This window comes from Dyella sp. SG609 (genome assembly GCF_012275375.1).
In the GTDB taxonomy this organism is placed as follows: Bacteria; Pseudomonadota; Gammaproteobacteria; order Xanthomonadales; family Rhodanobacteraceae; genus Dyella_D; species Dyella_D marensis.
In genome coordinates this window covers 632,036-654,182 of the sequence record NZ_JAAZQJ010000002.1, presented here as the reverse complement: position 1 = coordinate 654,182, position 22,147 = coordinate 632,036, and the positions used below count along the sequence as shown (strand labels likewise).

General features: G+C 67.1%; 11 protein-coding genes. 4 read left to right on the top strand and 7 right to left on the bottom strand.

What is annotated here, in order from left to right; translation table 11 throughout:
- Positions 1–178: 178 nt before the first annotated feature.
- Genes metH through FHW85_RS06270 form a run of 3 tightly spaced genes read right to left on the bottom strand, consistent with a single transcriptional unit; the run spans position 179 to position 4,896 of the window.
- Positions 179–2,866 (bottom strand): methionine synthase, encoded by a 2,688-nt coding sequence (metH, locus tag FHW85_RS06280; protein WP_168647690.1) that lies wholly within the window; start codon positions 2,864–2,866, stop codon positions 179–181.
- 4 nt (positions 2,867–2,870) lie between these two features.
- Entirely contained in the window at positions 2,871–3,956 is a 1,086-nt protein-coding gene (locus FHW85_RS06275) for a homocysteine S-methyltransferase family protein (RefSeq protein WP_168647689.1), read from the bottom strand.
- Positions 3,957–3,969: 13 nt separating this feature from the next.
- Entirely contained in the window at positions 3,970–4,896 is a 927-nt protein-coding gene (locus FHW85_RS06270) for a metalloregulator ArsR/SmtB family transcription factor (protein ID WP_167255628.1), read from the bottom strand.
- A gap of 203 nt (positions 4,897–5,099) precedes the next feature.
- Here FHW85_RS06270 and FHW85_RS06265 point away from each other — a divergent pair, with 203 nt between their 5' ends.
- Together FHW85_RS06265 and FHW85_RS06260 are read left to right on the top strand one after the other, a co-directional pair.
- Positions 5,100–6,260: an acyl-CoA dehydrogenase family protein gene (locus FHW85_RS06265; protein WP_167255626.1), complete on the top strand. Its 1,161-nt coding sequence runs from the start codon at positions 5,100–5,102 to the stop codon at positions 6,258–6,260.
- Between the two features lie 35 nt (positions 6,261–6,295).
- Positions 6,296–6,760 carry a nuclear transport factor 2 family protein gene (locus FHW85_RS06260; protein ID WP_168647688.1) on the top strand — a complete coding sequence of 155 codons (465 nt, stop codon included), beginning with the start codon at positions 6,296–6,298 and terminating at the stop codon, positions 6,758–6,760.
- A gap of 107 nt (positions 6,761–6,867) precedes the next feature.
- Here the strand turns inward: FHW85_RS06260 and FHW85_RS06255 are convergent, their stop codons facing one another.
- Together FHW85_RS06255 and FHW85_RS06250 are read right to left on the bottom strand one after the other, a co-directional pair.
- Positions 6,868–10,068, bottom strand: a complete 3,201-nt coding sequence (locus FHW85_RS06255; RefSeq protein ID WP_167255622.1) for an efflux RND transporter permease subunit — start codon at positions 10,066–10,068, stop codon at positions 6,868–6,870.
- Positions 10,069–10,083: 15 nt separating this feature from the next.
- Positions 10,084–11,295 carry an efflux RND transporter periplasmic adaptor subunit gene (locus tag FHW85_RS06250; RefSeq protein ID WP_168647687.1) on the bottom strand — a complete coding sequence of 404 codons (1,212 nt, stop codon included), beginning with the start codon at positions 11,293–11,295 and terminating at the stop codon, positions 10,084–10,086.
- A gap of 283 nt (positions 11,296–11,578) precedes the next feature.
- On the opposite strand from FHW85_RS06250, the gene FHW85_RS06245 reads away from it, so the two are divergent.
- On the top strand, positions 11,579–11,923 hold the full coding sequence (locus FHW85_RS06245) for a hypothetical protein (RefSeq protein WP_168647686.1): 345 nt from the start codon (positions 11,579–11,581) through the stop codon (positions 11,921–11,923).
- An 88-nt stretch (positions 11,924–12,011) separates the two neighbouring features.
- Positions 12,012–16,946: an NAD-glutamate dehydrogenase domain-containing protein gene (locus FHW85_RS06240; RefSeq protein WP_168647685.1), complete on the top strand. Its 4,935-nt coding sequence runs from the start codon at positions 12,012–12,014 to the stop codon at positions 16,944–16,946.
- A gap of 96 nt (positions 16,947–17,042) precedes the next feature.
- Here the strand turns inward: FHW85_RS06240 and FHW85_RS06235 are convergent, their stop codons facing one another.
- Both FHW85_RS06235 and FHW85_RS06230 read right to left on the bottom strand, forming a co-directional pair.
- Positions 17,043–19,022, bottom strand: coding sequence for a YadA-like family protein (locus FHW85_RS06235; RefSeq protein WP_168647684.1), 1,980 nt, complete (start codon positions 19,020–19,022; stop codon positions 17,043–17,045).
- Positions 19,023–19,373: 351 nt separating this feature from the next.
- A complete protein-coding gene (locus FHW85_RS06230; protein ID WP_343203675.1) occupies positions 19,374–21,665 on the bottom strand; it encodes a YadA-like family protein in 2,292 nt (763 codons plus the stop codon).
- Positions 21,666–22,147: the final 482 nt, after the last annotated feature.

Here is a 22,147-nt window from a genome sequence, read left to right as displayed (position 1 = left end):
CTCTTTGGTTACTTTCTCTTTGGGCCAGCAAAGAGAAAGTAACTCGGGCGCCGGCAGGCGTCCGAAATGCCCGCTGCATAAGCGGCCAAGTCGCGGTAACGCAAAAAACCAGGCGACAGAAATTGAACCCCGGCCTACGCCGGAATGACGAGCAAAAAGGGGCGCCAGCCCCTCACCCTCAATCCGGATCGTAATCCAAGTTCGGCGCCAGCCACCTCTCCGCCTCCTCGCGAGTCCAACCCTTACGCTTCGCGTAATCCTCGACCTGCTCGCGGGTCAACCGTCCCACCACGAAATACTGGCTGTCCGGATGCGAGAAGTACCAGCCGGACACCGCCGCCGTCGGATACATCGCGTAGCCCTCGGTCAGCTCGATGCCGGTGTTGGCGGTCACGTCCAGCAGCTTGAACAGCGTGCTTTTCTCGGTGTGGTCGGGGCAGGCCGGATAACCGGGAGCGGGGCGGATGCCGCGGTATTTTTCGTCGATCAGCGCTTCGTTATCCAGCGCCTCGTCCGGCGCATAGCCCCAGAACTCGCGGCGCACGCGCTCGTGCATGCGTTCGGCAAAAGCCTCGGCCAGGCGGTCGGCCAGTGCCTTGAGCAGGATCGACGAGTAGTCGTCGTGGTCCGCTTCGAAGCGGGCGATATGTGCCTCGATGCCGATGCCCGCGGTGACCGCGAAGCCGCCGACCCAGTCGCGCTTGCCGGCTTCCTTCGGCGCGATGAAGTCGCCCAGGCAGAGATCCGGACGGTCCGCCGGCTTGTCCGCCTGCTGGCGCAGGTGGCGCAGCATGGCGAGCCTGCGGCCGTCTTCGGCGTAGACCTCGGTGTCGTCGCCGACCTGCGCCGCGGGCCAGAAGCCGATTACCGCGCGCGCGGTCAGCCAGCGCTCGGCGACGATGCGGTCGAGCATCGCCTGCGCGTCGCGGAACAGTTCGCTGGCCTGGGTGCCGACGACGTCGTCGGTGAGGATGGCCGGATAGCGGCCGGCCAGTTCCCAGGCCTGGAAGAACGGCGTCCAGTCGATGTAGCTGCGCAGTTCCGCCAGGTCGTAGTCGTCGAGCACGGTGACGCCCGGCTGGCGTGGCTGCGGCGGCTCGTACGCGGCCCAGTCGCAGCTGTAGCGCTGCGCGCGAGCCTTCTCCAGCGGCACCAGGCTCTTGCCGGGGCCGCGGTTGCGGTGGCGTTCGCGCACTTCCTCGTAGTCGGCGCGCACCTTGGCCATGAAGGCGTCGACCAGGTCCTTGCTGACCAGCGACTGCGCCACGCCGACGGCGCGCGAGGCGTCCTTCACCCACACGGTGGGCGCCTTGTAATGCGGGTCGATCTTCAGCGCCGTATGCGCGCGCGAGGTGGTGGCGCCGCCGATCAGCAGGGGAATGCTGAATTCCTGCCGCTGCATTTCGCGCGCGACGTGGCTCATTTCCTCCAGCGAGGGCGTGATCAGGCCGGACAGGCCGATCAGGTCGGCCTTGTGCTCGCGCGCGGTGTCCAGGATCTTCTGCGCCGGCACCATCACGCCCAGGTCGATCACCTCGAAGTTGTTGCAGCGGAGCACCACGCCGACGATGTTCTTGCCGATGTCGTGCACGTCGCCCTTCACCGTAGCCATCACGATGGTGCCGTTGTTCTTGCCGACGTCGCCGGTGCGGGCCTTTTCTTCCTCGATATACGGCAGCAGGTAGGCCACCGCCTTCTTCATCACGCGGGCGGACTTGACCACCTGGGGCAGGAACATCTTGCCGGCGCCGAACAGGTCGCCGACCACGTTCATGCCGTCCATCAGCGGGCCTTCGATCACGTCCAGCGGGCGCGCGGCGAGCTGGCGCGCCTCTTCGGTGTCGGCCTCGACGAAGGCGTCGATGCCGTGCACCAGGGCGTGGCTGAGGCGCTCGCGCACGGGCTTCTCGCGCCAGGCCAGGTTCTCGACCACCACCTCGCCTTTCTTCGCCTTGTAGTTGTCGGCGATCTCCAGCAGGCGCTCGGTGGCGTCGGCGCGGCGGTTCAGCACCACGTCCTCGACGCGCTCGCGCAGCTCGGCCGGCACCTCGTCGTAGATCATCAGCGCGCCGGCGTTGACGATGCCCATGTCCATGCCGGCCTTGATGGCGTGGTACAGGAACACCGAATGGATCGCCTCGCGCACGGTGTTGTTGCCGCGGAACGAGAACGACACGTTGGAGACGCCGCCGGAAATATGGCTGAGCGGGAAGCGCCGCTTCAGCTCGCGGGTGGCTTCGATAAAGTCCACCGCGTAGTTGTTGTGTTCCTCGATGCCGGTGGCGATGGCGAAGATGTTCGGGTCGAACACGATGTCTTCGGGCGGGAAGTCGAGCTGTCCGGTGAGCAGCGCATAGGCGCGCGAACAGATCTCCACCTTGCGTTCGCAGGTATCGGCCTGGCCCTGTTCGTCGAAGGCCATCACCACCACGGCGGCGCCGTACTGCTGCACCTTGCGCGCGTGCTCGAGGAACAGCTCCTCGCCTTCCTTCATCGAGATGGAATTGACGATGCCCTTGCCCTGCAGGCAGCGCAGGCCGGCTTCGAGCACGCTCCACTTGGACGAGTCGACCATCACCGGCACGCGGGCGATGTCCGGTTCGGCGGCGATCAGGTTGAGGAAGCGCGTCATCGCTGCTTCCGAATCGATCAGGCCTTCGTCCATGTTGACGTCGATGATCTGCGCGCCGCTGGCCACCTGCTGGCGCGCCACCTCGACGGCTTCCTCGTAGCGGTCTTCCTTGATCAGCTTGCGGAACTGCGCGGAGCCGGTGACGTTGGTGCGTTCGCCGACGTTGACGAACAGCAGGTCGGGCGTGATGACCAGCGGTTCCAGGCCGGACAGGCGGGTATGGCGTGTGCTCATCGGATCAGGCGGCTTCGGCGGCGTCGATGGAAGGAAGGGCGCGCGGCGCGCAGTCGCGCACCGCTTCGGCGATCGCCTTGATATGCGCCGGCGTGGTGCCGCAGCAGCCGCCGACCAGGTTGAGCAGGCCGTCGCGGGCGAAGCCGCCGATCACCGCGGCCATCTGCTCGGGGGTTTCGTCGTATTCGCCGAACGCGTTCGGCAGGCCGGCATTGGGATGGGTGCTGACGAAGCAGTCGGCGACCTGGGCCAGGGTCTGCACGTGCGGGCGCAGGTCGGCCGCGCCGAGCGCGCAGTTCAGGCCCACGGTGAGCGGGCGCGCATGCGCGACGGAGTAGTAGAACGCCTCGGCCGTCTGCCCCGAAAGCGTGCGGCCGGAGCGGTCGGTGATGGTGCCGGAGATCATCACCGGCAGGCGCGCGCCGCGTTCGCGGAACAGTTCGCTGATGGCGAACAGCGCGGCCTTGGCATTGAGCGTGTCGAAAATGGTCTCGACCATGATCAGGTCGGCGCCGCCGTCGATCAGGCCGGCCGCGGCCTCGGTGTAGTTGGCGGCCAGTTCCTCGAAGGTGACGTTGCGGAAGCCCGGGTCGTTGACGTCCGGCGACAGCGAGGCGGTGCGGCTGGTGGGGCCGAGCACGCCGATCACGAAGCGCGGCTGGTGCGGCGTCTTCGCGGTCCAGGCATCGCAGGCGGCGCGGGCCAGGCGCGCGCCTTCGAGGTTCAGCTCGTGCGCCAGGTGTTCCAGCTGGTAGTCGGCCTGGCTGATCCGCGTGCTGTTGAAGGTATTGGTCTCGACCAGGTCGGCGCCGGCTTCGAGATAAGCCTCGTGCACGCCGCGGATGATCGCCGGCTGGGTCAGCGTGAGCAGGTCGTTGTTGCCCTTGAGGTCGCAGCCGGGATGGTCGTGATGCGCCTCGTGCGCATGGTCGCGGCCTTCGACGAAACGCTCGCCGCGGAAGCCTTCCTCGTCCAGGCGATGGCCCTGCAGCATGGTGCCCATGCCGCCGTCGAGGATCAGGATGCGTTGGCGCAGCGCCGCCTCGAGCAGGGCGACGCGGTCGGGGTGGAGCCAGGGCAGGGCGCTCATGCGGATGTTCTCCTTACGGCTTGCGGGCGAGCAGGCTGATCACCTCGAAATGAGGGGCCTTGCGCTCGCGGCTCAGGCGGGTACAGCTGATGTCTTCCAGGCCCGCGCCGCGCGCGAAGCCGGAGAGTTCGTCCTGGGAAAAACCCAGGTTGCGGTGGTCGAAGGGCTCCACCACGGCGCGGTGGTCGTGCCGGCCCAGGGTCACCGCCAGCAGGCGGCCGCCGGGGCGCAGCAGGCGCGAGGCCTCGGCCACGGCCTGCGCCGGGCGCTCGGCATAAGTGAGGGCGTGCAGCATCAGCACCAGGTCGAAGCGGCGTTCGCCCAGATCCAGCGCGTGCATGTCGCCCTGGCGCACTTCCACGTGGGCGAAGGGCTGCAGGCGCTGGGCGGCGGCTTCGACCACGCGGTCGCTGGAATCCACGCAGACGATCGAGCGCGCATGCGGCGCCAGCAGCTCGGCGGTGATGCCGTCGCCGGAGGCGATGTCCAGCACGTCGCCGGTCTCCAGCAGCTGCAGCAGGGAGCGGGCCAGGGTTTCCCAGGTGCGGCCGGGCGAGTAGTGGCGCTCCATGTCGCCGGCCACGGTGTCGGCCCAGCCGGCCTCGCCGGCGCGCTGGGCCAGCACGGTGGGCAGGCGGTCGGCGTCTTCGCGCAGCAGGGCGTCGTCGATGCTGTCGCGCAGCGAGCGGATCAGGTCGTGCTGGCGCTCGTCGCCTTCCATATTGGCGCGGTAATAGGCGGACACCCCGGCGCGGCGGTCGCGCACCAGCTCGGCCTCTTTCAGCTTGGCCAGGTGGGTGGACACGCGCGGCTGGGCCAGGCGCAGCACGGCGGCCAGCTCGGCGACGGTGAGTTCTTCGCGTTCGAGCAGGGCCAGCAGGCGCACCCGGGTGGGGTCGGCCAGCAGGCGCAGAACGCTGGAAGCGGTGGCGAGATCCATGCCGCATCCTTATATCGCGATGGAAAGATGCAAAAGGCTAGGGCGGGACCGGGAGGGCGTCAAGGGACAAATTCCAGGGCGGCCTCCACGCGGGCCGGCTGGCGGGGCGGCAGTCCTTCTGCTGCACCGCACAGGGGCCTTTTCCCGGCGCCGGCTAAAATAGCGGGCTAGCTTTTTTCCTTTGCCCTTCCCCGGAGTCCCCCATGGATTTCAGCTTTACCGAAGACCAGCTTTCGATTCAGTCCATCGCCCGCGATTTCGCCCAGAAGCGCATCGTGCCGGTCGCCGCCGAGCTGGACGCCAAGGGCGAGTTCCCGCTGGAGAACATCCGCGAGATGGGCCAGCTCGGCCTGATGGGCATCGAAGTGCCGCACGAGTACGGCGGCGCCGGCATGGACCCGGTCGCCTACGTGCTGGCGATGATCGAGATCGCCGCGGCCGACGCGGCCACCTCGACCGTGATGTCGGTGAACAATTCGCTGTTCTGCAACGGCATCCTCAAGCACGGCAACGAGGAGCAGAAGCAGAAGTACGTGCGCGCCATCGCCCAGGGCGAGGCGATCGGCGCCTATGCGCTGACCGAGCCGCAGTCCGGCTCCGATGCCTCGGCCATGCACACGCGCGCGACGAAGAATGCCAATGGCGACTGGGTGATCAACGGCAAGAAGAGCTGGATCACCTCCGGCCCGGTGGCGCGCTACATCGTGCTGTTCGCCATCACCACGCCGGGCATCGGCGCCAAGGGCGTGTCGGCCTTCATCGTCGACACCCAGCTGCCGGGCTTCATGGCCGGCAAGACCGAGCCCAAGCTCGGCATCCGCGCTTCGGCCACCTGCGAGATCGAATTCAGCGACTACGTCTGCCCCAAGGAAAACCTGCTGGGCGAGGAGGGCAAGGGCTTTTCCATCGCCATGGGCGTGCTCGACGCCGGCCGCATCGGCATCGCCTCGCAGGCGGTGGGCATCGCCCGCGCCGCCTACGAGGCCACCCTGCAGTGGTCGCGCGACCGCAAGGCCTTCGGCCAGCCGATCGGCACGTTCCAGATGACCCAGGCCAAGATCGCCGACATGAAGTGCAAGCTCGACGCCGCCACCTTGCTGACCCTGCGCGCGGCCTGGACCAAGGGCCAGACCGAGAAGCACGGCGGCCGCTTCGGCACCGAGGCTTCGGTGGCCAAGCTGGTCGCTTCCGAGGCGGCCATGTGGATCGCCCACCAGGCCGTGCAGATCCATGGCGGCATGGGCTATTCGAAGGAAATGCCGCTGGAGCGCTATTTCCGCGACGCCAAGATCACCGAGATCTACGAAGGCACCAGCGAGATCCAGCGCCTGGTGATCGCGCGCGCCGAAACCGGCCTGCGCTGAGCCTTTCGGCAAGCGGGATCGATCAAGCCCGGCGGGTGACCGCCGGGCTTTTTTATGGGATGCGCGGCATGCCTGCGGCCGGATGGCGTCGTAAGCTCGGCGCCGAGAACATGCAAAAGGATGCAGTCATGAACCCCGGCGTAGATACCAACGTGGTCGCCAGCGCTTTTTCCCGGCGGTACTACCACGGCTTGCAGACCGACCCGCATACGTTGGCGCCGTTCTACCACGACGGTTCCCTGCTCACCTTTGAAGGAGAGAACTACCAGGGGGCTGGCGCCATCATCGGAAAATTGCAGTCCATTACCGCGGTGACTTATGAAGTCGAGGAAACCTACGCGCAGCCGAGCATGAATGGCGGGATCTGCGTCCTTGTAAAAGGAACCCTGCGGATCAACCAGTATCCCACGCGCTTCTGGGAGTTCTTTCAAATCATGCCGACGACCGAGGACTACTGGATCCTCAACCAGATCTTCCGGTCCGAGACTTACGATTACTAGATTTGACCATCGGGGCTTTGGCCAACCAACGGCTTCGATGCGGCGGATGCATAAAACAAAAGCCCCGGCATGGCCGGGGCTTCTGTTTGTTGCAGGGTAGCTGGCGATCAGTGCCCGGAGGCTGCGTCGCCGCCACCGCCGTGCGCCTGGCGCACCTTGTGCGAGCTCTCGTCCAGCTTGTCGCCCAGGGCGCGGCGCACCACCACGTAGAACACCGGGATCAGCAGCAGGCCCAGGAAGGTGGCGAACAGCATGCCGCCGATCACGCCCGTGCCGATCGCATGGCGGGAGTTGGCGCCCGCGCCGGTCGACACCGCCAGCGGGAACACGCCCAGGATGAAGGCCATCGAGGTCATCAGGATCGGGCGCAGTCGCAGGCGGGAGGCCGTGACCACCGCGTCGAACAGCGACTTGCCCTGCTGCTGCTGTTCCACCGCGAATTCCACGATCAGGATGGCGTTCTTCGCCGCCAGGCCAATCACCGTGATCATGCCGATCTTGAAGTACATGTCGTTCGGCAGGCTGCGCAGCATGGAGAACACCACCGTGCCGAGCAGGCCCAGCGGCACCACCAGCAGCACCGCGACCGGGATCGACCAGCTCTCGTACAGCGCCGCGAGGCAGAGGAACACGATCACGATCGACAGCACCAGCAGCAGGGTGGCCGAGTTGCCCGCCAGGATTTCCTGGTAGGACTGGCCGGTCCAGTCGGCGCCGAAGCCCTTGGGCAGGTCCTTGTCGACGATGTTCTGCAGCGCGCCCATGGCCTGGCCGGTGGAGTACCCCTTGCCTTCGCTGGCCACGATTTCAACGGCGGCGTAGCCGTTGTAGCGGGTCAGCGCCGGCGAGCCGGTGCCCCAGTCGGAATGCACCACGCTGGAGATCGGGATCATGTTGTAGGGGTTGGTGGCCGAACGCGCGGCGCTGCTGCTGCCGGTGCTGGCCAGCGCGCTGGGCGTGAACACGTGGTTCAAGGCGTCCGGGCCCATGCGGAACGGCTGGTCCGCCTGCAGGTAGACGCGCTTCACGCGGCCGCCGTAGACGAAGTCGTTGACGTAGATCGGCGCCAGGGTGAGCTGGATCGCGGTGTACACGTCGCTGACCGACAGGCCCATCGACTCGGCCTGCACGCGGTCCACCTTGAGGTTCCACAGCGGAGCGTCGGGCAGCGAGTTCGGACGGGTGCCGAGCAGGGCAGGGTTGCCCTGCGACTTGCCCAGCACCATGCCCATGGCCTGCATCAGCTCGCCGTGGGTCTGGCCGGCACGCGCCTGCAGGTACATGTCGATGCCGCCGAACTGGCTGAGGCCGCGGATGGTCGGCAGGTTCACCACGAAGATCTGCGCGTCGCGGATGCCGTGCAGCACGCCGTTGGCCTGCATGATCAGCTCGTCCGCGGTGATCTTGCGCTCGCTCCAGTCCTTGAGCTTGATGAAGGCCATGCCCGCGCTTTCGCTCTGGCCGACGAAGCTGAAGCCGCTGATCTGGTACATGCCGACGATCGAGTCGTTCAGCGGGCTGTTCTTGATGCGCTCGCGCATCTCCGCCATCACCTGCTCGGAGCGCTTGAGGGTGGCGCCCGGCGGCAGGTTCACGATGGCCAGCGCGAAGCCCTGGTCCTCGCTGGGCACGAAGCTGGTGGGCAGCTTGGTGTACAGGAAGCCGGCCAGCGCGGTGATCAGCGCGAACACGATCATCCACCGCGGCGCATGCCGCGCGGCGCTGGAGATATGGCCGCTGTAGGTGTGGGTGACCCAGTCGAACATCTTGTTGAAGCCGCGGTACACGACGTTCTTCTTCTGGTCGTGGGTCGGCTTCAGCATGGTGGCGCACAGCGCCGGGGTGAACGACAGCGCGAGGAACGCGGAGAAGCCCATCGACACCGCGATGGTCAGCGCGAACTGCTTGTAGATCACGCCCGAGGCGCCGGCCTGCAGGGCCGACGGCACGAATACCGCCGCCAGCACCACGGTGATCGCCACCACCGCGCCGGTGATCTGGCCCATGGCCTTGCGGGTGGCCTCCTTCGGCGGGAGGTGCTCCTCGGTCATGATGCGTTCGACGTTCTCGATCACCACGATCGCGTCGTCCACCACGATGCCGATCGCCAGCACCATGCCGAACAAGGTCAGCTGGTTGATGGTGAAGCCCAGCGCGATCAGGCCGATGAAGGTGCCCAGCAGCGCCACCGGGATGACCAGGGTGGGGATGATGGTGGCGCGGATGTTCTGCAGGAAGATCAGCATCACCAGGAAGACGAGGATGATCGCCTCCACCAGGGTGTGCACCACTTCGTTGATCGACACCTTCACGAACGGCGTGGTGTCGTACGGCGCGAACCAGGTGACGCCCTGCGGGAAGTCCCTGGACAGCTCGTCCATCTTGGCGCGCACGGCGGTGGCCACGTCGAGCGCGTTGGCGCCCGGCAGCAGCTGCACGCCGAGGCCGCCGACCGGCTGGCCGTTCCAGGTGGAGGCCAGGCCGTAGGACTGCGGACCGAACGAGACGCGGGCGACGTCGCTCAGGCGCACCACGGTGCCGTCGCTGTTGGCGCGCAGGATGATGTTGCCGAACTCCTCGGGCGAGGAGAACCGGCCCTCCGCCGACACCGTGGCCGTAAAGCCCTGGTCGGCCGGCGCCGGGTCGGCGCCCAGCGAGCCGGCGGCGAACTGCACGTTCTGGGTGGACACGGCGTCGCGCACGGCGCTGGCCGAGAGGCCGTAGCCCTGCAGCTTGTCCGGGTTCAGCCAGATGCGCACCGCGTATTCGGCGCCGATCACGCGGGTGCTGCCGACGCCGGGAATGCGGCCGACCTGGTCGGCGACCTGCGAGGCGATGATGTCGGCCAGGCGGTTGCCGTCGATGTCCGGGTTGGTCGAGACCAACGAGACGAACATCAGGAAGTCCGGATTGTTCTTCGCCACCACCACGCCCTGCTGGGTCACGGCGGTAGGCAGGCGCGGCTGGGCCAGCGAGACCTTGTTCTGCACCTGCACCTGGGCGATGTCGGCATTGGTGCCGGTCTCGAAGGTGAGGGTGATGGAGGCCGAGCCGTTGGAGCTCGAGGAAGAGGAGAAGTACAGCAGGTGGTCGATGCCGGTGAGCTGCTGCTCGATCACCTGGGTGACGTTCTTCTCCACCGTGTCCGCGTTGGCGCCCGGGAAGGTGGCGTTAACCACCACCTGCGGCGGCGCGATGTTGGGGTAGGACTCGATACCCATGTTCAGCATCGCAATCGTGCCGACCATGGTGATGAGGATCGCTACCACCCACGCGAAAATCGGGCGGTCAATGAAAAAACTGGGCATGTCGGTCGACTCCCGTCAGTGCTTGCCGGCCGCGGGCTGACCGCCCGGCGCGCCGTTCGGCGGACCGGCGTTCTGGCCCGGCGTCCACGGCGAGGCCTTGGCGGGCGCGCCCTGCTGGACGGCCTGCAGGCCCGACACGATCACCTGGTCGCCCGCGGCGAGGCCGCCGGTGACGATCCAGTTGCCGTTGCTCAGGTCGTTGGCGGTGACGTCCTTGCGCTGCACCTTGCCCTCCTGGTTCACCACCAGCACGTAGGCGCCGGCGACGTCGCGCGCCACGCCCTGCTGCGGCACCAGGAACACGTTGTTCTGCTGGCCGAGGTTCGCCTTGATGGTGACGTAGGTGCCGGGCAGCAGGCGCTTGTCATGGTTGGCCAGCTGCGCGCGCAGGTTGACCGTGCCGGTGGTCGGGTCGACCGTGGCGCCGGAGAAGTCGAGCTGGCCCTGGTGCTCGTACTTGCTGCCGTCGGGCAGGATCACGTCGACCGTGGTCTTGGTCGGGTCGGCCAGGCTCACGTGGCCGGCGCTCTGGGCGCGGCGCAGGCGGTCGAGGTCGGCGGCGCTGACGGTGAAGTTGATGTACAGCGGATCGAGCTGGTCGACCGTGGTGAGCAGGGTGGAGCTGGCGCCGGCATCGGCGTTGCCGTTGCCCACGATGGCGCCTTCGGTGACCTGCTGCTGGCCGGCGCGGCCGTCAATGGGCGCGGTGACGCGGGTGAAGCCCAGGCTGATGCGGGCGCTTTCCACCGAGGCCTGCGCCTGCTTCACCGCGGCGGACGAGCTGCGCTCGCTGGCTTCGGCGCTGTCGAGATCGGCCTGCGACACGTAGCCCTGCGGGCGCAGCTGGCGGGCGCGCTCGGCGGCCTTGTGGGCATTGGCGTAGGTGGCCTGGGCCGAGGCGAGGTTGGCCTGGGCCGAGTTCAAGTTGGCCTGGTAGACCGACGGATCGATCTCGAACAGCACCTGGCCCTTCTTGACGTCGGTGCCTTCCTCATAGACCCGCTTGAGCAGCACGCCGGCCACGCGGGCGCGGACGTCGGCGCTGCGGAAGGCGGAGAGGCGTCCCACCAGGTCCTTGTTGAGCGGGGCGGAAACCGGCTGGGCCTTGACGACGCCGACTTCCGGCGGCGGCATCTGCGGCGGGCCTTGTTCCTTCTTGCCTCCGCAGGCGGCCAGCGCCAGCAGGCCAAGGCACAGCAGGGGTGTGCGCAGTGACGAGGACTTCATGGGGACTCCATTTATAGGTATCGGGTGTGCGGGTCTCGCCGATCCCCGGATCGGCTGCCAGGCGCGTAGCTTTCCGTGGCGCAGCATGCCTGCCTAGTGCCGCCGGACAGCTTGCGGCTGAACGACGGCTGTGAACAACGCATGCGGTGCTCCGGACGGGCAGCGGGCTTGACTATACCGGCCAGTTTACAATTTGCTTTGACGAATGGTCTAGCCCTGAATTCTTCGTGTTTTCGCCGCGAAGGGGGTGTGACGGGATGTGACGGGGACCGTGCGTCGGCGCATGGTCTATCTAGCGATCCGGGTGGAATGCTCCCTCAGAGGAATTCTTGAGCCGGCAGGCGGCGACCACGCCGCGGCCGCCGCGTTCCGGATATCGAGCCGGTATTTTTATCCGGGTTTCTCGCCCCTAAGCCGGCTTGGCGTGCTGCGGCGCAGCGAAGCACGCGCGCGGCCTCTTTCCGATGCAGCGGCAAGGCATCGCTCGCATCGTCGATCCGCATCCGTCGACGAACACACGTGCGCATCGCTCCGCACCGCAGTGCGCATGCATCCACGCGCACCGCTGATCGAGCCGCAACGCACGCTTGCGCAAAACGATCGTCTGCCGAACCGCAGGCTGAAGTGATTGCCGCAATGCAGGTGGCTATCGCCTTGGTGCGAGCGTATCCTTTTGCGGCTTTTCTGCCCCATCTCCGTCACTGCCAATAGATGCCATGAACGCAATTCGTGCGGCCAGCGAAACATCGATCCAGGCTGAAGTTCTGGATGAACTGAAAAAAACCGGTTTCCCCAACCAGCGCCTTGATGAGGCGCAATTTTTTATCAGCGCCTTTTTCTCCCGCGTCGCCGCCGGCGACCTCGAACTGCACACCGCAAGCGAATGGGCCGCGCTGATCGGCGGCCTGCTCGAGTTCGTGCAGCAGCGCCAGACCGGCCGCGCCTCGGTGCGCGTGTTCAATCCGCAGGCCGGGCATGCGGGCCGCAGCGTGGTGCAGATCGCCACCGACGACATGCCCTTCCTGGTCGACACGGTGAGCATGATCGTGTCCACCCGCCTGCAGATCCATGCGGTGATCCATCCGGTGGTGAAGGCCGCGCGCGATGCCGCCGGCCGCCTGCAGCGCCTGGGCGCCGACGACGGCGCGCCCGAGTCGGTGATGCACTTCGAGATCGACCGCCTCGCCGACGAGGCCGAGATGGCCCAGCTCAAGGCGCAGATCGAGAGCTCGCTGGAAGACGTGCGCGCCTCGGTCGCCGACTGGAGCCGCATGCGCGACCAGGCCCTGGCCATCGCCGCCGACCTGCCGAACCGCCAGCTGCCGCTGAACCGCGATTCGGTGGAAGAAGCGGTCGAATTCATGCGCTGGCTGGCCGACGACAACTTCACCTTCCTCGGTTATCGCGAATACGAAGTCACCCAGGCCGCCGGCGACGAAGTGCTGCGCTCGGTCGAAGGCTCGGGCCTCGGCATCCTGCACAAGCAGGAGCGCTCGATGGCGCCGCGTTCGCTGCGCAGCATGGCGGCCAGCGAACTGCCGCAGTCCGGCTCCACCGACGCGATCATCCTGACCAAGACCAATGCGCGCTCGCACGTGCACCGCCAGGGCCACATGGATTACGTCGGCGTGCTGCGCTTCGACGCCAGCGGCAAGCCGGTGGCCGAACAGCGCTTCCTCGGCCTGTTCTCCTCCAATGCCTACATGGCGCGCCCGCAGGACGTGCCGCTGGTGCGCCAGCGCGTGGAAGCGGTGATGGCCCGTTCGGGCCTGAAGCGCGATTCGTACTCGGGCAAGTCGCTGCGCCACATCCTGGAGACGCTGCCGCGCGACGAGCTGTTCCAGAGCAACGAGGACGAGCTCTACGCCACCGCCATCGGCATCCTGGAACTGCGCCAGCGCGCCCGCACGCGCCTGTTCGTGCGCCGCGACCGCTACGGCCGCTTCTTCACCTGCCTGGTGTTCGTGCCGCGCGAGCGCTTCAACACCTCGGTGCGCGAGCGCATCGAGAACATGCTGCGCGACGCGCTGCACGGCGAGCAGATCGATTCCTCCGTGCTGATGGGCGAGGCCGCGCTGGCCCGCCTGCACATCGTGGTGCGCCCGAAGATCGGCGACCACGTGAGCTACGACGCCGCGGCGCTGGAGCAGGGCGTGGCCGCGATCGTGCGCAACTGGCACGACGACCTGCGCGACGCCCTGGTCAAGCTGATGGGCGACCACGACGGCGTGGTGCTGGCCAACCGCTACGGCAAGGCCCTGCCGGCCGGCTACGTGGAAGACGTGCTGCCCGCCGCCGCCGCCGAGGACGTGCGCCAGCTGGCCCTGCTGAAGGGCGACGACGCGGTGCGCATGTCGTTCTATCACCCGGAGCAGCGTCCGGAAGAACTGCGCTTCAAGGTCTACCGCAGCGGCGCCGACATCGCGCTGTCCGAAGTGTTGCCGCAGCTGGAGAACCTCGGCCTGCGCGTGCTCACCGAGCACGTGTATGACGTGAAGACCGGCGGCACGCCGCTGTTCATCCAGGACTTCGAGGTGCAGCCGGTGGGCAACCTCACGTTCTCGGTGGAGCAGGTCGGCAGCCTGTTCGAGGACGCCTTCGAGCAGATCTGGCGCGTCAACGCCGAGAACGACGGCTTCAACCGCCTGGTGCTCGGGGCCAAGCTGAGCTGGCGCCAGGTCGCCATGCTGCGCGGCTACTGCAAGTACCTGCTGCAGACCGGCGTGGCGTTCTCGCAGAACTACATGGAAGACGCCTTCAACCGCTATCCGGCCATCGCCGGCCTGCTGGTGGAGCTGTTCCTGGCCAAGTTCGATCCGCGCCGCGAGGCGCTGGAAGCGCTGGAACTTAAGAACGCGCAGGCCGCGCTGGCCGGCGAGATGCAGGCGCTGATCCCGGAAAGCGTGCGCCACGCGCATCCGGCCCTGATCGACGGCCTGGTCGGGGCGTTGGCACAGCCGCGCGCCGAGCAGATCAAGGTGATCGAGGAAACCATCGGCGTGCTGCTGGAGAACGTCTCCAGCCTGGACGACGACCGCATCCTGCGCAGCTTCATGGCGCTGATCCGCGCCACCCTGCGCACCAGCTTCTTCCAGCAGTGGGAAGGCGCGCACCGCGGCTACATCAGCTTCAAGTTCGATTCGCACCGCGTGCCCGACCTGCCCAAGCCGGTGCCGTACCGCGAGATCTTCGTGTCGGCGCCGCGCGTGGAAGGCATCCACCTGCGCTTCGGCGCGGTGGCGCGCGGCGGCCTGCGCTGGTCCGACCGCCGCGAGGATTTCCGCACCGAGGTGCTGGGCCTGGTCAAGGCGCAGATGGTGAAGAACACCGTGATCGTGCCGGTGGGTTCGAAGGGCGGCTTCGTGGTGAAGCGTCCGCCGGCCGGCGGCGACCGCGATGCGCAGCTGGCCGAGGGCATCGCCTGCTACCGCATGTTCATCAGCGGCCTGCTCGACATCACCGACAACCTGGTCGAAGGCAAGGTGGTGCCGCCGCACGACGTGGTGCGCCACGACGCGGACGACCCCTACCTGGTGGTGGCGGCCGACAAGGGCACGGCGACGTTCTCCGACATCGCCAACGCCATCTCGCTGGAGCACGGCTTCTGGCTGGGCGACGCGTTCGCCTCCGGCGGCTCCAACGGCTATGACCACAAGGGCATGGGCATCACCGCCAAGGGCGCCTGGGAGTCGGTCAAGCGCCACTTCCGCGCGCTGGGCCGCGACAGCCAGACGCAGGACTTCAGCTGCGTGGGCATCGGCGACATGTCCGGCGACGTATTCGGCAACGGCATGCTGCTGTCGCGCCATATCCGCCTGCTGGCCGCGTTCGACCATCGCCATATCTTCCTGGACCCGAACCCGGACGCGGAGCGTTCCTTCGTCGAGCGCGAGCGCATGTTCAAGCTGCCGCGTTCGAGCTGGGAGGATTACGACAAGTCGCTGATCTCCGCCGGCGGCGGCATCTATCCGCGCACGCTCAAGGCCGTGCCGGTGTCGCCGGAAGTGCGCGCCGCGCTGGGCATCAAGGGCGACGTCACGCAGATGGCGCCGAACGAGCTGCTCAACGCCATCCTCAAGGCGCCGGTGGACCTGCTCTGGAACGGCGGCATCGGCACCTACGTCAAGGCCAGCAGCGAGAGCCATGCCGACGCCGGCGACCGCGCCAACAACGCGCTGCGCGTCAACGGCGGCGAGCTGCGCTGCAAGGTGGTGGGCGAGGGCGGCAACCTGGGCTTCACCCAGAAGGGCCGCATCGAAGCCGCCCAGCACGGCGTGCTGCTCAACACCGACTTCATCGACAACTCCGCCGGCGTGGACACCTCCGACCACGAGGTGAACATCAAGATCCTGCTCGACGACGCCGTGCAGCGCGGCGAGCTGGACACCGCCGCGCGCAACCAGCAGCTGGCCGCGATGACCGACGAGGTCGGCCAGCTGGTGCTGTGGGACAACTACCGCCAGAACCAGGCGATCACCCTGATGGAGCGCCAGTCGGTGCGCCGCCTGGGTTCGATGGCCCACTTCATCCGCATCCTGGAAGGCGAGGGCCTGCTCGACCGCCAGGTCGAGAACCTGCCCAGCGAGGCGGAGCTGACCGAGCGCAAGACGCGCGGCCAGGGCATGACGCGTCCGGAGCTGTCGGTGCTGCTGTCGTACGACAAGATCAAGCTGTTCCAGCAGCTGCTCGACTCGGACGTGCCGGAAGACCCGTACCTCTCCAAGGAGCTGGTGCGCTACTTCCCCGAGCCGCTGCACGAGAAGTACGCCGAGCACATGCAGCGCCATCGCCTGAAGCGCGAGATCATCGCCACCGCGGTGACCAACTCGACGATCAACCGCATGGGCGCCACCTTCATGATGCGCATGCAGGAAGACACCGGCCACGGCCCGGCGGCGATCGCCAAGGCCTATACGGCGGCCCGCGAGATTCTCGGCGCGCGCGACCTGTGGGCGGAGATCGAGGCGCTGGACAGCAAGGTGGCGGAGGAGACCCAGCTCGACGCCGTCATGCAGATCTGGTCGCTGCTGCGCCATCTCACCCGCTGGCTGCTGAGCCGTCCGGGCGGCACGCTGGAAATCGCCGCGAACGTCGACCGCTACCAGGCCGGCGTCGCCGCGCTGTACGAAGCGGTGCCCGACGCACTGACGCCCACCGGCAAGGCCGACTTCGGCACCAGCCAGGAGAAATGGGAAGGCTTAGGTCTTCCCACCGGCTTGTCGGTGCGCATGGCGCGCATCCCCGAGCTGCGCGCCATGCTCGACATGGTCGAAGTGGCGCAGCAGAGCGGCCAGCCGGTGGACAAGGTGGCCGGCGTGTTCTACGAGCTGGGCGAGGCGCTGGACCTGGAATGGCTGCGCAGCCAGATCGAGGCGCTGCCGGTGGAAGGCCACTGGCATGCGCAGGCCCGCGGTTCGCTGCTGGATGAGCTCAACCACCAGCATCGCGCGCTGGCCCTGCAGGTGCTGGCGCTCGCCGGCCAGGCCAAGGACGTCTCGCCGGTGCAGGCATGGCTGCAGCGCGACGATGCGACGCTGAAGTACACGCGCAACATGCTGGCGGAGATCCTCACGCAGAACGCGGATTATCCGATCGCCTCGGTGGCGGTGCGCCGCCTGGCGCAGCTGGCCGCGGTGCCGGTGAGCGCGTAAGCGGTAGTGGCTGCGAAGGCTTCCGCGCCCATGCGGAAGCGTTGAACGGGAAGGCCGGCATCCGCGGATGCCGGCCTTCTTTTTGGCGGGCCGCGCTTACCAGCCCAGTGCGAGGCCGGCACCCATCGAGGTGTCGTCGCCGTTTGCCGCGCCGCCCAGCGACAGGTTGAGATTCGCATGCAGCTGGTGCGAATAGCCGAGCGCCACGGCGGAGCGGCTGCCTTGCCTGCCCACGCCCACGGCCACGCGGTTGGCCTTCGCCAGGCCCTGCGCACTGAACGCCATCTGCGCCATCGCCGCACCCATCGCGCCCATGCCGGCGATGCGGCGATCCATCTGCGCGAAGCGGCGGCGGGTCCAGTGCCGCACGTCGCCGATGGCATCCTGCACCTGGCCCCAGTTGGCGGCGTCGGTGCGTGCGGTGCCGGGGGCGACGTGGGCGATCGGGCGGGGTTGCGCTGCCGGAGTTGACGATGCCGTGTGCCCGCGGTCCGCCACGGTGTGGCTGGCGGTGCCTGTTTCCGCGCGATGGTTGGCGTTGTCGTTCTGGCTCTTGGCCGGAGCGGCTGTCGCGGTGTCGTTGGCGGTGCGGGACGTGTCGTCGTGATGGCCGGTACCGGCACCGGATGTTTCCAGCTGGCCGACGCGTCCGTCCAGTCCATGCAGCTGGCCTTGCAGGTCTTCGCGCAGCGTGTGGAGCTGTCCGCCATTGACCGCCTGCGTGCTGCCGGCGGCGATCAGGCCGGGAGCGACATTGGCCAGCACGGTGCCGCCGCTGCCGCCGAGGCTCACCGTCGCCTTGTCCGCACCGTCGTAGATCACGGCGTGGCGCGCGGTGCCATCGCGATCGAACAGACCGCTGTCCTTGAGCTGCCCGAGATTCACCGCGTCGTTGTCGGCGCTGCCGGCGGCGAGTCCGGTGAGGCGGCGGTCCTTGATCTTCTTCACCGTGCCGCCGCCCGCGGTCGCATCGTCGAAACTGCCGGCGATATTCAGGCGTTCGCCATCGAGATCCTTGGCCAGCATGATGTCCTCGCCTGGCGCGGCCTGCCGCAGCAGGCCGGCGGAGCCGTTGCCCAAGCCGCCGTCGAGCCTGGCGATATGGGCGTTGGCGTTATCCAGGCCGGCGTCGAGCGCATTCAACGCGCCATCCACGCCGGTGTGCTCGCGGCCCTGGATCCTGTAGATGGGCTGCACCACGTTGCCGGCGGCATCGACCGTGGCGCCGCCGCCGAGTACGCCAAGCAAGCGGGTGATATGGGCGTTGCTCGCGCCCAGATCGCTGTCGAGCCTGGCGATGCTGCTGCTGGCTGTGGCGAGGCCGCTCTTCAGATTCACCAGATCGTTGTTGGCGGTGTCGAGGTGGCTGCTGAGCCTGGCGATGTTGCCGTTGCTGGTGTCCAGCCTGCTATTGAGGCCGGCCAGGTGGCTGTTGGCGGTGTCGAGGTTGCCGCTGAGCCTGGCGATGCTGCTGTTGCTGGTATCGAGGCCGCTCTTGAGTCCGGCGATATGCTTGTTGGCGCCATCGAGGCCGGTGCTGAGGCTGGCGATGCTGCTGCTGGCGGCGCCGAGGTTTTTCTCCAAGGTTCCCAGCGTGCCGCTCGCTTGTTTCAGCGAATCCTGCAACGGCCGCAACTGGCCGAAGTTCACCGCGTCGGCGTCGGCGGTGCCGGCCGCGAGGCTGGTGAGTTTGTTGCCGTTGAGCGAGGCCTGGCCGTGGATCTGCACGCCGTTGTTGCCGCGCAGGGTCAGCGTGCCGTTGTCATGGCCGTGCACCGCCGCGCCATCGCCGTTGCTGGCGAGCAGGAAGGTGGTGCCGTTCTTTCCCTGTGCGTTGCATTTGCCGACTTTCGCGGTGGAACCTGCGGTGATGGTGGTGGCGGTGTTGCCGTCGCAGATTTCGAGCACGTTGGCGCGGATCTGGATGGTGACGCATAAAGCCAGGGCGCCGAAGCCGACGGCGAGCAGGTCGCCGCCTTGGCCCGGGCGTCTGGCGGCACCGCGGCCGGTATGGCGCGTGGCATGCACGCATGGCGTGCCGTGCCGGTTGAGGCGGATCGGGTATCTGGGACTCATGGGTAGCGCTTGCGAGTAGGTGAACGGTGCTTGGAGAAGGCGCGCAACGCCGCCGCGCGGGCGCAAGGCGCCGGGCGACGGGTTGTTCGCGATAAGCGCTGCTGCCGCTGGCCATGTTCGCTTCCTCGTGTCTTGCCCCCACGAGTGGCATGTCCCCTGCCCAGTCGGCAGCAGCGTGGCCATGCTCGTCCGTGCGCCGGCTGACGGCGGTGACGGTGGTCGCGCCATTCGCAGAACCGCCCGCGCGCGTACCGGAATGGAGCCAAACGGATAACCGCCGAATGCCGGACGCAAAAAAAAGGCCGGCATCTTTCGATGCCGGCCCAAGGGACTGCCCTCGCTTGCTGCTGCTTACCAGCCGATCGCCATGCCGGCGCCTACCGAGGCCTCCTTGCCGGAGGCCGAACCGCCGAAGGACACGTTGACGTTCGGCGAGAACTGGTGCGACACACCCAGCGCCACCGCCGACTTGCCACCCTGCATGCCTACGCCCACACCGACGCGGTTGGGCGTGTTCACACCCGTCGCGCTGAAGGCCATCTGCGAATAGGCGGCGCCCATCGCACCCATGCGGTCGATGCGGCCGTCGACCTGCTCGAAGCGGCGGGTCGCCCAGTCCTGCACGCCGTGCACGGCGTCCTGCACCTGGCCCCAGTTGGCGGCGTCGGTAGCCTGGGTGCCGGCGGCCACATTGGTGATCTGGCGTTCGTTGCCTTCCGAGCCGACCGACACGGTGTTGTCGCGGTCGGCGCTGGAATTGGCGCCCAGGGCCACCGAGTTGCTGCCGGTGGCGCTGCTGTTGGAGCCCAGCGCCGTGCTGTTGTTGCCGGAAGCCACTGCATTAGTGCCGTTGGCGGTCGAGCCCTCGCCCGAGGCGATGGCATGAGCGCCGCTGGCCGTGCTGTCGTTGCCGGTGGCCTGCGCGCCGTTGCCATTGGCGGTGCTGTTGCCGCCCGAGGCGATGGCGTTGGCGCCATTGGCCGTGCTGTTGTCGCCGGAGGCGCTGGAGCCCGCGCCGGTGGCCGTGCTGCCGGCGCCGGACGCGTTCGAGCCCGTGCCCACCGCCGTGCTGTGATCGCCGGACGCATTGGCGCCCACGCCCAGCGAGGCGCTGTCGCCGCCGGTGCCGGTGCCGCCGATCGAGCCGTTGTTGATGCCTTCCTGGATATGGCTCACCTGGTCGTTGAGCGCATTGATCTGCCCGTTGAGCGCATTCATCTGGTTCTGCACGTCCTGCTGGAAGTCGAACAGCTGGCCGCCGTTGATCGCCTCCATGCTGCCGTGCGCCACCGAGCCGTTGGCCAGGTTGCGGATCACCGTACCCTTGCTGCCGCCGAGCATGGCGCTGCCCATGGTCAGGTCGTCGTAGACCAGCGCCAGCAGCGACTTGCCGTTGCCGTCGACCAGGCCGGCGGCCTTCAACTGCGCGATGGTCACCGCATCGCTGTCGGCCGTGCCGTTGGCGATGCCCGTGAGCACGCGGCCGCCGGCGCTGCCGGCGAAGTTGATGCTGGTACCGCCGCCCGCCGCGCCAACGGTGATCGCCTGGGTAGTGGCGTCCTGCTTGACCAGGCCGATCGAACCGTCGTTGATCTGGGTCTGCAGCGAACTGATGTTGCTCGTATTGGACGCGATAGCGCTGCTGTTGGCAGTCACGTTCTGATTGGTGGCGTACAGCTGCGCACCCGTCACGGCATCCGTGCTGGTACTGGACAACTCGCCATTGCTCAGGCCGGTGAGCTTGCGTGAGATCGCGGCGCCAGCCTTCTTGCCGGAGAAGTCCACGGTATCGCCTTCGACCTCCGATGCGACCGTGATCTTCTTGGTGGTGGCGTTCTGCTGCACCAGGCCGACCGAGCCGTTGTTGATCTGGCTCTGCAGGGCGCTGATGTTGTTGGCGTTGGTGGTGACGTTCTGGTTGGTGGCGTAGAGCTGCGAGCCGATCACCACTTCGTTGCTGGTCTCCGACAGCGTGCCGGCGGCGACGTTGACGATCTTGCGCTTGGTGGTGCTGTTGCCGACGGAGATGGTGTTGGCTTCGGTGGCGGTCGAATCCTTGCCGAGTGCCACCGAACCGGTAGCGTTCTCACCGACCGACGCATTAGCACCCAGCGCGGTGCCGCCTGTGGCTGTGGCGGCCACAGAGGCGCTGTAACCAACTGCCAGCGAGTCGTCGCTGAGAGCCTTGGCGCTGTCGGAAAGAGCCGACGAGTGCGCTCCGCTGGCTTGCGCCAGTCGACCCAGCGCAATGGCGTTGTTCGCATCTGCCTTGGCTTTAAGGCCAATGGCAATGGAGTCCACGGTGCCCGTTTCCTTACCCGAGATCGCCCCGCCGCCTATCGCAATGGCACCGGTGCCGGTGGCGATCGCATCAGCCGTGTTGGGATAAGAGTTGACTTTGTAGTTTCTGTTGATTGTGGTGATGGCGTTGTCCAAGCCAGTCAGCGCACCACCCACCGTGGTCTGCGTGCCGCCATTGGTCAGATTGTAGGTCGGACCGGTTACCACGCCAGTGGTGGCATCGATCTTGGCGCCGCCGCCGAGGGCATTAACCACTGGCGATAGCTGGCTCAGGTTCACCGCGTCGGAGGCATTCGTGCCGGCCGAGAGTGAGGTGATCTTGTGCGAGTTCAGGTCGAACACGCCGTCAATCGATAGTTTGCCGTTGATGAACGTGCCATAGCCATTGATGACCACCGTACCGGCGGCTGCGCCGGTGGCTTTGAGTTCAGCGATGCTTTGAACCGAGCAAGGTGCATTTCCGCCACTGGTGGAGCCAACCTGGGTTCCGGAAGATTCATTGAAAGCGCCACAGCCGGTGTCAGTCCCGTCGTTGACGAAAAGAGTGTTCGTCGTACCGGCGGTCGCGCTCGAACCCATTCCTGCAGCCATGAGCATGCCGATGCTGATGATTGCGGCTTTCGTCAGATGGATTTTCTGGTGCTTCTTGCCGCGGGAGCGGGCAAGCTCGGATGCCACCACCCACTTGCCGGTCGAAGCATTCCGTACAACCTTGTAGATCGTATTCACTTAAAGCATCTCCACTTGATTCGAATGTGCGTGCACGCGCCAACGCCTACCGCACACCTGGCGGTAGCTGGGCATCGAAGGAACCTCGCGCACGC

Coding starts and splice junctions, on each gene's coding strand:
- metH (WP_168647690.1), bottom strand. CDS start 2,866: ATGAGCACACGCCATACCCGCCTGTCCGGCCTGGAACCGCTGGTCATC.
- FHW85_RS06275 (WP_168647689.1), bottom strand. CDS start 3,956: ATGAGCGCCCTGCCCTGGCTCCACCCCGACCGCGTCGCCCTGCTCGAG.
- FHW85_RS06270 (WP_167255628.1), bottom strand. CDS start 4,896: ATGGATCTCGCCACCGCTTCCAGCGTTCTGCGCCTGCTGGCCGACCCC.
- FHW85_RS06265 (WP_167255626.1), top strand. CDS start 5,100: ATGGATTTCAGCTTTACCGAAGACCAGCTTTCGATTCAGTCCATCGCC.
- FHW85_RS06255 (WP_167255622.1), bottom strand. CDS start 10,068: ATGCCCAGTTTTTTCATTGACCGCCCGATTTTCGCGTGGGTGGTAGCG.
- FHW85_RS06250 (WP_168647687.1), bottom strand. CDS start 11,295: ATGAAGTCCTCGTCACTGCGCACACCCCTGCTGTGCCTTGGCCTGCTG.
- FHW85_RS06245 (WP_168647686.1), top strand. CDS start 11,579: ATGGTCTATCTAGCGATCCGGGTGGAATGCTCCCTCAGAGGAATTCTT.
- FHW85_RS06240 (WP_168647685.1), top strand. CDS start 12,012: ATGAACGCAATTCGTGCGGCCAGCGAAACATCGATCCAGGCTGAAGTT.
- FHW85_RS06235 (WP_168647684.1), bottom strand. CDS start 19,022: ATGAGTCCCAGATACCCGATCCGCCTCAACCGGCACGGCACGCCATGC.